This window comes from Streptomyces sp. NPDC056452 (assembly GCF_042796085.1).
In the GTDB taxonomy this organism is placed as follows: Bacteria; Actinomycetota; Actinomycetes; order Streptomycetales; family Streptomycetaceae; genus Streptomyces.
This window is the reverse complement of sequence record NZ_JBHTRI010000022.1, coordinates 115,398-129,363: the sequence shown is the minus strand read 5'-3', so window position 1 is coordinate 129,363 and position 13,966 is coordinate 115,398. Positions and strand designations below refer to the sequence as shown.

The following is a 13,966-nucleotide window of genomic DNA, read 5'->3' as shown; positions in this document are numbered from 1 at the left end:
GGTCCGTACAGGTCCACTTAGTTCTGCTTGGGGTGATGGTGAAGCGACGCTGAACTCACCGTCTGGCATGATCGAACAGAGAGACGGCAGACCGTTCCAGGGGTGGGGTTCACGGGTATGCGGATACGGAAAACGATGTCGGCGGCCGTGATCATGGCCGGCGCGCTGGCACTCCCGGGCTGTTCCGGCTTCCTCGTCCCCGCGGGCGAGGGGGAGCCGACGCCGAGCACCGAAAGCGCGCGGGGCGGTGCGGGCGGAGTACGAGCCGAGCCGTTTCCCACGCCCTCCGTCACGGCTGACGTACCGGCCCAGGGCGCTCCGAGTCCCGCCGCGTCGACGGCGGACTGCCCCGCTTCCGGGGTCCGTGTCGACGTGGGTCCCGTACAGACCGCGATGTTCCACCGGGCCGTCACCCTCACGCTCGTGAACTGCGGTACGAAGCCCTACGGCGTGAACGGCTATCCGTCCGTCCGTGCGCTGGGTGAGGACGGCGAGCGGATTCCCGTCCCCGTGAACGCGGGCGGCTCGATGTTCGGCAACGACCAGGGAGCGAAGGGCGTCACGCTGAAGCCGGGCGGAACCGTCAGGTCGATCCTGGCCTGGGTCTCCACCAAGGAGGGTGGCGACCTCATCGAGGGGGACGCCCTGGAGATCGCTCCCGCCCCGGACACGGGAGCCCGGGTCTTCCCGCTGGAGGGCCACGACCTGCGCCTGATGGACGAGCTGAACACGACGGCGTGGCGCACCGAACTGCCGGAATGAGCCAGGGGGCGGCCGGAGTCAGAGGGAGAGTTTGAAGCCCTCGTGGCTGCGGGCGAAGCCCAGTGACTCGTAGAACCTGTGGGCGTCCGTCCGCTGCCTGCCGCTGGTCAGCTGCACGAGCGCGCAGCCCCGCAGCCGGGCTCGCTCCACGGCCTGCCGCATGAGGTCGCGCCCCAGACCGCCGCCCCGCAGGTCGGCCCTGATCCGGACCGCCTCGACCAGCGCACGCTCGGCTCCGTGCTTCCCGAGACCGGGGATGTACGTCATCTGCAGGCAACCCAGCACGCCGTCGCCGTCCGTCAGGACCAGCATCTCGTTCCGGGGATCGCTGTCGATGGCAGCGAAGGCCGTCTCGTAGGCCGCGTCGACGACGACCGATGCCGGGTCCACCACCCGGTCCTCGTCCGCGAGAAGTGCGAGAACGGCAGGGAGGTCGTGGCGCGTCGCCGGTCGGAGGTTCACAGGTGCGCAGTCTGGCACGAGCACCCGGCGGAGGATCCGCCGCCTTGACCTCAAGTGCGCTTGACGTACGAGGGTGGCCATCGGCTGCGCACCGCAGGAGTGCGCCCGGAGAGGACCACCGCCATGCCGTCCACAGCGTTCAACTCCCGCCCCGAGATCACGCGTTCCGACTCGGGCCTCGTCAAGGTCAGCACCTGGGACGCCGGTTCCCCCGAGCGGCAGCGGCAGACGGTCGAAGCCGTGCGCGCGGCCTGGAGCAGCCGTGACTGGCCGCATCCCGGACTGCTTTCCTACACCGTCCACACCGGGGAGGACGGCAGGACGCTCCTCCACTACTCGCAGTGGACCGGCGAGGAGGCCTACCAGGACTTCGTGCGCGGCGGCCGTGACGCGCGCAATGCCGAGATCGACGCAGCCGTTCCCGGCATCGAGCGGCTCGGGCTGCACACGTTCGAGCTGTACCGCTCGGGGACCGAAGGGGGAGACACCCGTGAACCGGGCTGCGTCGTGATCGTCGACGTCGAGTTCGACGGACCGGACCCGGACCGCCAACGGGGCTGGGTGGACGCGGTGTTCGAGGCGCTGGGCACCGATCCGGCGCCGGCACCCGGCGGCATCGCGGCGCACTTCCACCTCGGTACGGAGGGCGACCGTGTACTCAACTACGCCGAGTGGGAGACCGCGCAGGCCCACGTCGACGCCCTCGCCTCGGCCGGTGACGGCGTCGGATCCCCGACACCGCAGTGGAAGCGGGTCCAGAACTACCCGGGTGTGACCGGTGGCGGCGTGCGCCGCTACACCCCTGCGCTCAGCCTCGGGGCGGGCCTGTAGCAGAACCGGGCGGCACGGGACGAAATGCGTCTACGCTGGGCTGCGGCGCCTGGCCCGTACGCAAGGGCCCGCCCCGGGCGCGACGGGATCCCCCGTACGTACGGGGTGCCCGGCGCAACGGGTCCGGGCCCGCGCAACGGCTCCGCCCCGCACCTGTCCCGAGCATGCCCGAGGAGAACCCCCAGATGTCCGCAGAGCGCCCCTCCCTGCCGCCGGTGCGGCTGCACACCGAGGCCGAGCTGGCACGGGACGCGCTGGCCGCTCCGCTGCTCGCCCGCGCCGTCCGGCTGGCCCGCTGGGCCGGACCCGCGACCCGGGTCGGCGCCGGTGGCGAGCTCGTCGAAGCGCAGCTGCCCGCCGCGGCGGAGCACCTCGGTCTGACCGGTGACGAGGACGGGGCCGCGTCCGCCAGCGAGGCGTGGCGCCTCGCTGTCGACGCCGGGCTCGTGGACGTCGAGGACCCGCAGGACGAGGACGGCAAACCGGACGACGGAGCGGAGGGCACCGTCACCGCAGGCGGGAACCTGGCGCTGCTGACCGCCGGATCCCCCCAGGACGTCCTCGCGATCTGGCTCGACGGTCTGGAGGCCGTGCACGCGGACGCCATCGCGCCGGCGTTCGACGACTTCGCCGACCTCATCCGTGAGGACGGCAGCGTCGACTTCGAGGCCCTGGACTGGGATCCGGACGTCGAGGCCGAATTCCTCGACGGCGTGCTCGGCAACCTCTATCTGCTGAGCCTCTCCGAGGGCGGACCGGGCGAGGGCCCGGTGCCGCTCCCCGCCCTCGCCGCTTCCATGGTCGTGCCCGACGACATGGGCGAGCCCACCGACGACGTCCTGGAACAGGTGTCGGAGGCGATGATGCGGCTCGACGACCAGTTCCGGCTGCTCGAGCCCATCGGGATCGTCGAGTACCGGCCCGTGGACGAGGCGTTGCTGGCCGAGGAGGGCGAGGAGGCGGAGCCGCCCGAGGACGACGAGGACGTCACCCGGTACGGGCTGGTGAAGCTGACGCCGCTCGGCTTCTACGGCATCCGGGAGCGGATGCTGGAGGCCGGAGTGGACGCACCCGCGGTCGGTGACCTCGCGGACAAGGGCGCCGACGTGCTCCTCGACGGCATCGCGTACTACCCCGAGGACGCCTCCCGCGCCGAGGTCGAACTGTGGCTCGCGCGGCACGGAGCGGACGGAGCGGTGGCCGCCGCGGCCGAGCTGCTGGTCGCGGCACGCGGCGCCGACCAGGGCGGCCCGCTGCGCAGGCTCCACTGCCAGCAGGCACTCGCCCTCGTCGGCCCGGAGGCCGAGCCCGCGGTGCGTGCGGTGCTCGGCGACCCGGAGCTCGGCGGGCTGGCCCGGGTCTGGCTCGCCGAACGGGGCGCGGCGGACGTGCCCGCCCCGCCGGAGTCGATGATCTTCTGGCTCGCCGTCGACACGATCGCCGCGCAACTGGACGCCGACGGCGACATGGACGAGCTCCAGGAACTGGTCGAGGGGCTCTCCGGTCAGCACAGCGGCTTCTTCGACGAGGCGTGGCGGGTGGAACACCCGGCGACGGCCGATGTGCTCGAGGCGATCGGACGGCTGCACCGCGACAGGAAGACGGCGAAGGCCGCCCGCAAGGCCGCCTTCAAGGCCCGGTCGCGCAGCAAGAGCTGAACGGGAGCCTTTTCGGCCAGCACGGAGCGGCCCGGATACGGCCGGAGGCCGGGTTTGTCATCAAACGCCGGACGGGCTTGGTGTCAGGGACCGCTCGAAGTCGTGCGGCGTTCAACTGGTGTTGGTGCAGGGGAGGGAGTGTGATCGCGCCAACCACCCGGCCACGTCGCACCAGGAGTCCGTGATGTCGTTCACTCGCAGGGAATTCACCAGACAGTCCGCCCTCACCGGTGCCGGTATCGCTCTCACCGGCACCGTCGGCGCGCTGGCCACCGCACCGGGCGCCCTGGCCGCCGAGGACGCCCGGCACGGACACGGGAACGGCCACGACGACCACGACGACCACGGGCACGGACACAGCAAGGAACTGGGCTACGGCCCGCTGCTCCCCGACCCGAAGGGCATACTCGCGCTGCCCGCCGGATTCTCGTACCGCATCGTCACGCACAGCGGTGTCACCAAGCTGGAGACCGGCGAATCCACCCCCTCCAACCACGACGGCACCGCCGCCTTCGAGGGCCCGCGCGGTGTCACCCTCCTCGTCAACAACCACGAGCTGAGCGGCACCAGGGCCGGCTGGGAGCACCCCGTCCCGCTCATCGAGGGCTTTGTCTACGACCCGGTCGCGGCCGGTGGCTGCACCGTCGTGGAGACCCGCCGCGACGGACGCACCGCCGAGTGGGTCGGCATCGCCGGTACGTCGACCAACTGCGCGGGCGGCAGCACCTCCTGGGGCACCTGGCTCACCTGTGAGGAGACCGAGGACAAGGCCGGCAAGAACGGTCTCCTCAAGGACCACGGCTACGTCTTCGAGGTCGACCCCTACGACCGGCGCGCCAACCGCGACCCGCGCCCGATCAAGGCGTTCGGCCGGTACGCCCACGAGGCCGTCGTCATCGACCCCAAGCTCGGCCACGCCTATCTGACGGAGGACGCGTCGGGCCCCAACGGCCTGCTCTACCGCTGGGTCCCGCCGCACGGCTTCAAGCACGGCCGCGGCAAGCTGCGCACCCTCGCCGACGACGCGGGTGTCCTGCAGGCCACCAAGTGTTTCGACAAGAACGGCGCGTTCGTCGACGACCTGGCCCGGGCCACGAAGATCGGCACGGTCTACGGCGTGGACTGGGTCGACGTACCCGACCGTGACGCGAAGACCGTCCCCGTGCGCAAGCAGTTCGACGACACCCAGGTCACCCGCGCCCGCAAGCTCGAGGGCATGTGGTGGGGAGACGGCGGCGCCTACCTCGTCTCCTCGTTCGCCCGGAGCGAGAGCCCCGCCCAGCACGACGGCCAGGTCTGGTTCTACGACCCCAAGCGCCGCACGCTCACCCTGAAGGTCCTCCTCGGCGTCAACCCCGACCCGTCCAAGGACGGCGCCCTCGACGGCCCGGACAACATCACCGTGTCCCCGTACGGCGGCCTGGTCATCTCCGAGGACGGCGAAGGCATCCAGCACCTCTTCGGTGCCACGGACAGCGGCCGCACGTACCCGATCGCACGCAACGACCTGAACGCGGGTACCGAGGAGGACCCCTCGTACAGCGAATTCACCGGTGTCACCTTCTCGCCGGACGGAAAGACGCTGTTCGCCAATATCCAGACGCCCGGAATCATGCTCGCCATCACGGGCCCGTGGAAGCGCCAGCCGAACCGGCACTGATATCCGCCCGGTGCGCGGCACGTCGGGGAAATTCCCTCGCGTGCCGCGCAGTTGTTCTCCTAGAGTCAGGGCCATGCACCTCCCGGTGCGAAGGCAGCGGCTACTTCCTTTCCAGAAATCACGCCGCAGCCGCCCTGACCTCGGGAGGCACAAGCGCCGGGGTGTCCGGTGCACAGGCAACGGATACTTCCGGGATCTGAAGGTTGCGGGTTCGAATCCCGTCCGGCCACGGCCGGTAGCTCAATCGGACAGAGCATCAGACATGAGCCCGTCGCCGACTCCTGATCTCGGGCACCCCATTCGCTGTGCCTTCTCCCATGAATTCGGGGGGAATTCACATGGCACGCTTCAATACCCGTCTCACCAGGCCCCGCGTCACCTCGCCCGTGAAGTCCACCGGGCGCACCGCGCGCAACCACCAGGGAGCCGTCGGACAGGTCCGGGACAGCCGTTCCGAGCTCTTCCTCCTCGCGGTCGCGAACTTCGTGTCGCAGCAGACCTTCCACGAGGGCGGCGACGAGCGCGACAGCCGGTTCGCGGCGCTGGTGCGGGAGCTCGCCGTCGAGGACCCGCAGTGGACCGCGGGGCTGCTGCACTGGCTGCGCCGCGAGGGCGGGATGCGTACGGCGTCGATCGTCGGAGCCGCCGAGTACGTGAAGGCCCGGCTCGACGCGGGCGCCGTGGACGGCCCGTCCAACCGGCAGGTCGTGGACTCGGTGCTGCTGCGTGCGGACGAGCCCGGTGAGCTGCTCGGCTACTGGACCTCGCAGTACGGCCGTGCGGTGCCCAAGCCCGTCAAGCGCGGCATCGCCGACGCCGTACGCCGCCTCTACAGCGGCAAGGCGCTGCTGAAGTACGACACCGCGTCCAAGGGGTACCGCTTCGGCGACATCCTCAACCTGGTGCACGCCGCGCCCGACCCGGCCAAGGCCTGGCAGGGCGAGCTGTTCCGGTACGCGCTGGACCGCCGGCACCACCCCGAGGACGCCGTGCCGCCCGTCTCGAACCGCGTCCTGACCGCCCACCGGGCGCTGATGGACCTGCCGGTCACCGAGCGTCGCGGCGTCGTCACAGGACCCGGTGGAGCGGACCGGCTGGCCGCCGCCGGCATGACCTGGGAGGCACTCGCCGGCTGGCTGCAGGGTCCGATGGACGCCGCGGTCTGGGAGGCGGTGATCCCCTCCATGGGGGCGATGGCGCTCGTACGCAACCTGCGGAACTTCGACGAGGCCGGGGTCTCCGACGCGGTCGCGGCCGAGGTGGCGGCCAGGATCTCCGACCCGGCGGCGGTCGAGGCTTCCCGGCAGTTCCCCTTCCGCTACCTCGCGGCCTACCAGCACGCGCCCTCGCTGCGCTGGGCCTACCCGCTGGAGCAGGCGCTCGCGCACTCGCTGGCGAACATCCCGGCGCTGCCCGGCCGCACCCTGATCCTTGTCGACCGTTCCGGTTCCATGTGGGCGCCGCTGTCTGACCGCTCGCAGCTGAACCGGGCCGACGCCGCGGCCGTCTTCGGTACGGCGCTCGCGCTGCGCGCCGCGGATGCCGACCTGGTGGAGTTCGGCACGAGCAGCGCGCCGGTGCCCCACCGCAGGGGCGAGTCGGTCCTGAAGATCCTGGAGCGCTTCCACGACCTGGGCGGAACCAACACCGTGGAGGCTGTGCGCAGGCACTACAGGAAGCACGACCGGGTGCTGATCGTCACCGACGAGCAGGCCTCGTTCACGCACTACGGGAACGTCGCCGAGGGGATCCCGCCGACCGTTCCGGTCTACACCTGGAACCTCGCCGGGTACCGGATCGGGCACGGCCCGTCGGGGAGCGATAACCGCCACACCTTCGGGGGTCTTTCCGACGCGGCATTCCGGATGGTGCCCCTGCTGGAAGCGGGCAGGAGCGCCGACTGGCCCTGGAACGGCTGATTACGAATCCGGCACTACTGCGGCCCCGGGAGTGGTCGGGCATGGCGTCGGGCGCTCCCAAGGCGCATACTCAACGTAATGAAACAGTCAGCCGGATCCCGGCGTCACCTGCCTTCCAGTCCCTTCAACCGCCCGGCCCAGGCGGCCCCACCGGTCGAATGCTTCGATGTGGGCGACAGGGTGTCGCACGACCAGTTCGGACTCGGCCGAGTCCTTGCTGTCGAGGGCGACAACGACGCAGTGCTCATCGACTTCTCGGGGCGACAGGGGAGGATCCTGAGCCCGTACTCCAAGCTGACCAAGCTCTGAGAGGGAGGACGAGCACCTACAGCGTCCGACCGGAGACTCTCCGGATCCGGGGCACCTGAGGAGAAATCCGTCGGGTGCCCCGGAAGCCGTTCCAGGGGTACGCGGGCGGCTGCGGTCTAGAGCGCCTTCGCGGCGGGCTTCACCATGCCGCGAACGGTCCGCGACTTCACGAACTCGCCCATGCCGGTCATCTCCCACTCGCCGGTGAACTGCTTGATCAGCTTGGCCATCATGACGCCGGTCTGCGGCTCCGCGCCCGTCAGGTCGAAGCGGACCAGCTCCTCACCGGTCGCCGCGTCGATCAGCCGGCAGTAGGCCTTGGCGACCTCGGTGAACTTCTGGCCGGTGAACGAGTTGACCGTGAAGACCAGACCGGTCGCGTCGGCGGGGATCCGGCCGAGGTCCACGACGATCACCTCGTCGTCACCCGCGCCCTCACCCGTGAGGTTGTCGCCGGAGTGCTTGATCGCGCCGCCGAGGATGGAGAGCTTGCCGAAGTAGCAGCTGTCCAGGTGGTTGCGGTTGGGACCGAAGGCGATCACCGAGGCGTCGAGGTCGATGTCCTTGCCGCGGAACGCGGGCTCCCAGCCGAGGCCCATCTTGACCTGGGACAGCAGCGGCCTGCCGCCCTTGACCAGGGACACCGTCTGGTTCTTCTGGAGGCTGATCCGGCCCTTGTCGAGGTTGATCTTGCCGGAGGCGGCGGGAGCGGGCGGGGCGATCCGCGGGTCCACGGGGGGAGCGGGCGGAGCAGGCTGAACGTTCAGCGGTTTCGCCGGTGTGGTCGGTGCGGCCACGGGCGCGGCCGGGACGGGAGGTGCGACGGGTGCGACGGGTGCGGCGGGCGCCGGCGCTGCCGGCTCCTCGACCGACACGCCGAAGTCCGTGGCGATGCCGGCCAGGCCGTTCGCATAGCCCTGGCCGACGGCGCGGGCCTTCCAGGCGCCGTTGCGCAGGTAGATCTCGATGACCACCAGCGCCGTCTCCGCGCCCAGCTGGGGCGGGGTGAAGGTGGCGAGCGGGCTGCCGTCGTCCGCGTTGCGCACGGTTGCGGTGGGCTCGACCCCCTGGAAGGTCTGGCCCGCGGCGTCGGGGCTCGCGGTGACGACGATCTTCTCGATGCCCGGAGGGACCGCGGAGGTGTCCACCACGATCGCGTCGGGCGCGGAGCCGCCGCCCGAGCGGTACGTCACGCCCGGGCCGGAGGGCTGGTTGTAGAAGATGAAGTCGTCGTCGGAGCGCACCTTGCCGTCGGCGGTGAGCAGCAGGCCCGAGACGTCGAGCCGCACCGGGGCGGCGACGTCCACCGCCACGCGGGCGGCGGAGAGAGGGATGTTCGAGCCGGGGGTCATTGCGGTCATGCACGGGCTAACGAATGACCCGGCTTTGCCGTTCCCTTACCTTCGGGGACTTGATCCGTACGGCTCAGCGCCCGCCCACGGACCGGTTCCGGGGGTGGTTGCGGGCCGCGCGTTCGTTGCCGTGCTTGTACGCGCCCGTCCAGCGCGCCATGACCAGCTGGGCGTCGCCGGACGTCACCTCGGCGAGGAACTTCTCCGCACGGCCGCCGCGCAGGGTGCCCGCGGGGCGGCCGTGATGGGTGATCGTGACGCTCGCGTCGGCGTGCTGCTCGTACAGGAATCCGGAAGGTCTCGGCATGCGCCCCATGGTGCCCGCGCCCCGAGCACGCCGTCGCGCGATTTTCCGGGGCCCGGCCGGCGGAGTCGGCCCTAGTACGGCCACATCGGCGGGTCCGTGACGAAGTGGCCGCCGATGTGGGCGTGGTCCGGGTTCTGCGGGTCCAGCTCCCCGTGTTCGGCGACGAGCTTGTCCGCGTACTGCTCGGAGTCGTCCTGCGGCTCGTACCCGAGGGACTTGGCCGTCGTCAGGTCCCACCACAGGCGGGTGTTGTCGGAGGAGCCGTAGATCACCGTGTGGCGCACGTCCTCGGCGGTGAGCGCGGCGTGGAAGAGGCGCGCGCCGTCGCCGGGGCTCATCCAGACCGACAGCATCCGGACCGATGTCGGCTCCATGAAGCAGGAGCCGATGCGCACCGAGACGGTCTCCACGCCGTACTTGTCCCAGTACAGCTGCGCGAGATCCTCGCCGAAGGACTTCGACAGACCGTAGAAGGTGTCGGGGCGGCGTGCGGTGCCGATCGGGATCAGCGGGTCGCCGGGCAGGGGGCGCGGGGTGTAGCCGATGGCGTGGTTGGAGGAGGCGAACACGATGCGCGCGACGCCCTCCTCGCGTGCGGCCTCGTAGAGGTTGTAGGTGCCCTCGATGTTGGAGCGCAGGATCTTGTCGAAGGACGCTTCCAGGGAGATGCCCGCGAGATGGATGATCGCGTCGACGCCCCGTACGGCTTCCCGCAGGGCCTCCTTGTCGCCGAGGTCGGCGGTGATCGCGTCCGGTTCGCCCTCGATGGGGATGACGTCGAAGAGGCGCAGCTCGTAGCCGTATGCGGGCAGCAGTCCCCGCATGAGGGTGCCGAGGCCGCCGGCGGCGCCGGTGAGCAGGACGGTGCGGGGAGCGGGCATACGGAAATCTCCTCGGTGCGGGCACAGGGCGGGGGCGCGGCGTACGCGGACGTGCCGTGCGTTGCGGTGGTGCGTACGGACAGCAAGGTACGCGCGGCACGCAGGCATGACACATCAGCGCGATGCGTCAAATCCATGGACGACATTCACATGCATGGACAAGCTAAGAAGTCCTGGCGGATCGCGTCAAGTGTGACCCGGAGTGAGCTGCTCCGCCTCCAGGTTGGGTGTTCTCGTCTTGACCTGCGCCGCGCGGCTGCTTTAGCGTGGCGGCGTTCAGAAATATGGACACCGATCAGAATTGTGCACGCCTGAATCTGCTCAGGGAGCGCCCGTGACCTCAGCCCCCCTTGCCGCCCGACTCACCGATGTCGCCGGGCCGCTCTTCTTCCCCGTCACCGCCTACGGGCCGGACGGCACCGTGGACCTCGACGCCTTCCGTACGCATGTGCGCGCCGGCATCGACGCCGGTGCCGCAGCGGTCTTCGCCTGCTGCGGCACCGGCGAGTTCCACGCGCTGACGCCGGAGGAGTTCCGGATCGTCGTCGCCGCGGCCGTCGAGGAGACCGCCGGACAGGTACCCGTCGTCGCGGGCGCCGGTTACGGCACGGCGCTCGCGATCCAGTACGCGAAGCTCGCCGAGGACGCGGGAGCCGACGGACTCCTCGCCATGCCCCCGTACCTCGTCGTCGCCGGCCAGGAGGGCCTGCTGGGCCACTACACCGCGCTCGCCGCGGCCACCGGCCTGGAGACGATCGTCTACCAGCGCGACAACGCGGTCTTCACCCCGGAGACCGTCCTCGCCCTCGCGCAGACCCCCGGGATCATCGGCCTCAAGGACGGCCTCGGCGACCTCGACCTGATGCAGCGCATCGTCAGCGCCGTACGCACCGGTCTGCCCGGCCAGGACTTCCTGTACTTCAACGGCCTGCCCACCGCCGAGCTCACCGGGCTCGCCTACCGCGGCATCGGCGTCACCCTCTACTCCTCCGCGGTGTTCGCCTTCGCACCCGACATCGCCCTCGCCTTCTACCGGGCGATGGAGTCCGGCGACGACGACCTGGTGAACGCGCTGCTCGACCACTTCTACCGCCCGCTCGTCGAACTGCGCGCCAAGGGGCGCGGCTACGCGGTGTCCCTGGTGAAGGCGGGCGTCCGGCTCGAGGGCCTGGAGGTCGGCGAGGTGCGCACCCCGCTCACCGAGCCGCCCGCCGAGCACGTCGAGGAACTGACCGTGATCATCGCGAACGGCCGCGCCCTGCTGGAGAAGCACGGGGTCGGGCAGGAGGAGCGCGGGTGAAGACCTCCGCCTTCCTCTACCCCTGGGACGTCGTCGGGGACCCGGACGCGGCCACGCGCGTCCGGGACCTCGGTGTCCAGCAGGTGACGCTCGCTTCCGCGTACCACTCGACCCGGGCCCTGACCCCGCGTCACCCGGACCGCCGGATCGTCACGGCCGAGCACGCCGCCGTGCTCTACCCGCCGGACCCGGCGCGCTGGGCGGGGCGCGGACTGAGGCCCTACGGGCAGACCTGGGTGGCGGGCGAGGACCCGTACGCCGAGGCGGCCGAGGCCCTGGCCGACGCCGGTCTCCAGGTGCACTCCTGGGTCGTCCTCGCGCACAACTCCCGCCTGGGCGCCGAACATCCGGAGACCTCCGTGGTCAACGCCTACGGAGACCGCTACCCCTGGGCACCGTGCATCGCGCAGCCTGCCGTCCACGCCTACCTGGTGGACCTGGCGGCGGAGGCGGCCGTACGCCCCGGGGCGCACGGCACCGAGCTGGAGTCCTGCGGCTGGTACGGCTTCGCCCATCTGCACGCCCACGACAAGATCGCGGGTGTGGGCCTCGGGGACGCGGCGCAGTACCTGATGTCGCTCTGCTTCTGCGCCGCGTGCCGGGCCGGGTACGGCGGGCACGGGCTGGACGCCGACGAGCTGGGTGCGGCGGTACGGCGGGCCCTGGAGCCGGTCTGGGCCGGATCCGGCTCCGGGGAGACCGGCTGGTCCGGCGTCGAGAAGCTGCTGGGGGCCGGCCTCGCCGATGCCACCCTGCGGTGGCGCGGCCAGGTGGCCCGGACGCTCCAGGAGTCGGCCGTCGCCGCGGTGCGGCAGGCCGCGGAGGGCCGGGACTTCCAGGTCCTGCTGCACGCCGACCCCGCCCCCTACCGCACGGGTGCCAACGTCGGGGTCGACGCCGCCCACATCCTGTCCGCCGCGGACGGCGTGGTGCTGCCCTGCACCGGCGACGACGCCGCGCGCGAAGCGGTGCTCGGCCCGTTCGCCGGGCTGTCCGGAGTGCGGGCCGCCAACTTCGGTGTGGTCACCGGCATGGGCGGCAGCCCCGGAACGCTGGAGCGGGACGCGGCGCACGCGCTCTCGCTCGGCGCCACCGAACTGCGCCTGTACCACGCAGGACTGGCCTCCGGGCCGGATCTCGAGACCGTCGCCGACGCACTCTCACGCGTCGGTCGATGAGGGAAGCGGGCCGGTGGGGGCGCCCGTCAGCCTCCCCCTCCGGCCCGTGCCCAGCCATGCCGCGGTGGCCAGTCCGGCCACCGCGGTCAGCGGCAGCAGTACGGTGACGTCCACCACCGCGACCAGCCCCGCCCCGAGCGCCAGGGCCACCGCGTTCGGCACCGTCATCAGTGAGTTGGCCGCCGCGGCCGTGCGGCCGAGCACCGCGTCCGGGGTCTCCCGCTGCACGGCCGTCATCGCGGCGATCAGCACACACGGCAGACCGAGACCGATGCCCGCACTCGCCGCCAGGGCCACCGGCCCGCAGGGCAGTGCCCGCGCCCCCACGGCCACCGCGAACACAGCGATCCCCGACGCCGCGAAGACACGCTCCGGCATGCGCCGGAGCAGCGGCCCGGCCAGTAGCCCTGCCGCCACCGAACCGGCGCCCTGGACCGCGTACAGCACCCCTGTGTAGGCGGGGGAGCGGCCGAGCACGTCGTCGACGACTGCGTACACCGCGGCGCCGTTGAGTCCGGCCAGCAGCATCGTCAGCGCCCCGGCGTACACCAGCGGCCGCAACGACTGCGAGCCGCGCAGCAGCCGTACGCCCGCCGCCGTGCCACCCCGCCGTGACACCCGCCCCGCCCTGTCGGGCTCCCGCACCCGCACCTGCGCGAACACCAGCGCGGCCAGGGCGAACGTCACCGCGTCCAGGAGTGCCACAGGGCCGCCGCCGTAGCGAGCGAACAGCCCCGCGCCCGCCAGCGGTGCGAACAGCTTCATGCCCTCGTTCGCCATGGTCCGCAGCCCGTTGAAGTCACCCAGCAGCCGCGCGTCGACCGCCCGGGCGACCAGTGCCGCCTCGGCCGCGTCCAGCAGGACGCCACTCACCCCGTAGACGAACAGAACGGCGAAGAGCACCCAGATCCGGCCGGCCGAATCGACCACGAGCAGCGAGGTCATGAGCCCCGCCATGGCCAGGTTCACATAGATCAACAGCTGTCTGCGGGGCAGGAGATCGGCGAGCGCGCCGAGGGCGGGGCCGGCGAGCACCGGGGCCCACATCGCGAACACCGTCAGGGCCGCCAGGCTGTCCGAACCGGTGAGCGACTTGACCCAGATCCCGGCGGTGAGCCACATCGCGGACGTACCGAATCCGGAGACGAGCACCCCCGCCAGAACGAGCAGGGCCGTCCGATCGCATACCACTCTGCCCACGGCACCGCCCGCCCTCGCACCACCGTGACCTGCGCACTCGCTCCCCGGCCACGCCAACGGGGCCATGCTGGCGAGTAAGGACGCCTCCGGACATCGGGCAGAAGCCCTAGAGATGCGCCGAAACATCTTCTGTCAGAAGCGTTGACG

At 71.3% G+C, this 13,966-nt stretch carries 13 protein-coding genes; 8 read left to right on the top strand and 5 right to left on the bottom strand.

The window, feature by feature from the left end; translation table 11 throughout:
* Nucleotides 1–117: 117 nt before the first annotated feature.
* A complete protein-coding gene (locus ACFQ6X_RS22315; RefSeq protein ID WP_383183965.1) occupies nucleotides 118–762 on the top strand; it encodes a DUF4232 domain-containing protein in 645 nt (214 codons plus the stop codon).
* Nucleotides 763–780: 18 nt separating this feature from the next.
* Here ACFQ6X_RS22315 and ACFQ6X_RS22310 read toward each other — a convergent pair whose 3' ends face one another.
* Nucleotides 781–1,224 carry a GNAT family N-acetyltransferase gene (locus ACFQ6X_RS22310; protein WP_383183963.1) on the bottom strand — a complete coding sequence of 148 codons (444 nt, stop codon included), beginning with the start codon at nucleotides 1,222–1,224 and terminating at the stop codon, nucleotides 781–783.
* A gap of 123 nt (nucleotides 1,225–1,347) precedes the next feature.
* Here ACFQ6X_RS22310 and ACFQ6X_RS22305 point away from each other — a divergent pair, with 123 nt between their 5' ends.
* From ACFQ6X_RS22305 to ACFQ6X_RS22285, 5 genes are all read left to right on the top strand, one after another.
* Nucleotides 1,348–2,055, top strand: coding sequence for an antibiotic biosynthesis monooxygenase (locus tag ACFQ6X_RS22305; protein ID WP_383183961.1), 708 nt, complete (start codon nucleotides 1,348–1,350; stop codon nucleotides 2,053–2,055).
* Between the two features lie 185 nt (nucleotides 2,056–2,240).
* Complete coding sequence (locus ACFQ6X_RS22300) at nucleotides 2,241–3,713, top strand: hypothetical protein (RefSeq protein WP_383183959.1); 1,473 nt, start codon at nucleotides 2,241–2,243, stop codon at nucleotides 3,711–3,713.
* 184 nt (nucleotides 3,714–3,897) lie between these two features.
* A complete protein-coding gene (locus tag ACFQ6X_RS22295; protein ID WP_383183957.1) occupies nucleotides 3,898–5,373 on the top strand; it encodes an alkaline phosphatase PhoX in 1,476 nt (491 codons plus the stop codon).
* 338 nt (nucleotides 5,374–5,711) lie between these two features.
* The gene (locus ACFQ6X_RS22290) at nucleotides 5,712–7,292 is read left to right on the top strand and encodes a TROVE domain-containing protein (RefSeq protein ID WP_383183955.1); all 1,581 of its coding nucleotides are present in this window, start codon (nucleotides 5,712–5,714) and stop codon (nucleotides 7,290–7,292) included.
* Nucleotides 7,293–7,370: 78 nt separating this feature from the next.
* On the top strand, nucleotides 7,371–7,601 hold the full coding sequence (locus tag ACFQ6X_RS22285) for a hypothetical protein (RefSeq protein ID WP_014156926.1): 231 nt from the start codon (nucleotides 7,371–7,373) through the stop codon (nucleotides 7,599–7,601).
* Between the two features lie 116 nt (nucleotides 7,602–7,717).
* Here the strand turns inward: ACFQ6X_RS22285 and ACFQ6X_RS22280 are convergent, their stop codons facing one another.
* The 3 genes from ACFQ6X_RS22280 to ACFQ6X_RS22270 form a co-directional block, all read right to left on the bottom strand.
* Nucleotides 7,718–8,962, bottom strand: coding sequence for a TerD family protein (locus ACFQ6X_RS22280; protein ID WP_383183953.1), 1,245 nt, complete (start codon nucleotides 8,960–8,962; stop codon nucleotides 7,718–7,720).
* A 64-nt stretch (nucleotides 8,963–9,026) separates the two neighbouring features.
* The gene (locus ACFQ6X_RS22275; RefSeq protein ID WP_329212306.1) at nucleotides 9,027–9,260 is read right to left on the bottom strand and encodes a hypothetical protein; all 234 of its coding nucleotides are present in this window, start codon (nucleotides 9,258–9,260) and stop codon (nucleotides 9,027–9,029) included.
* A 71-nt stretch (nucleotides 9,261–9,331) separates the two neighbouring features.
* Nucleotides 9,332–10,141: an NAD-dependent epimerase/dehydratase family protein gene (locus ACFQ6X_RS22270; protein ID WP_383183950.1), complete on the bottom strand. Its 810-nt coding sequence runs from the start codon at nucleotides 10,139–10,141 to the stop codon at nucleotides 9,332–9,334.
* A gap of 334 nt (nucleotides 10,142–10,475) precedes the next feature.
* On the opposite strand from ACFQ6X_RS22270, the gene ACFQ6X_RS22265 reads away from it, so the two are divergent.
* Entirely contained in the window at nucleotides 10,476–11,441 is a 966-nt protein-coding gene (locus tag ACFQ6X_RS22265; protein ID WP_383183948.1) for a 5-dehydro-4-deoxyglucarate dehydratase, read from the top strand.
* A complete protein-coding gene (locus ACFQ6X_RS22260; RefSeq protein ID WP_383183946.1) occupies nucleotides 11,438–12,619 on the top strand; it encodes a hypothetical protein in 1,182 nt (393 codons plus the stop codon). Before ACFQ6X_RS22265 ends, ACFQ6X_RS22260 begins: the two co-directional genes overlap by 4 nt.
* On the opposite strand, the gene ACFQ6X_RS22255 is transcribed toward ACFQ6X_RS22260, so the two are convergent.
* Entirely contained in the window at nucleotides 12,602–13,885 is a 1,284-nt protein-coding gene (locus tag ACFQ6X_RS22255) for an MFS transporter (protein ID WP_383183944.1), read from the bottom strand. The genes ACFQ6X_RS22260 and ACFQ6X_RS22255 overlap by 18 nt on opposite strands.
* Nucleotides 13,886–13,966 lie beyond the last annotated feature (81 nt).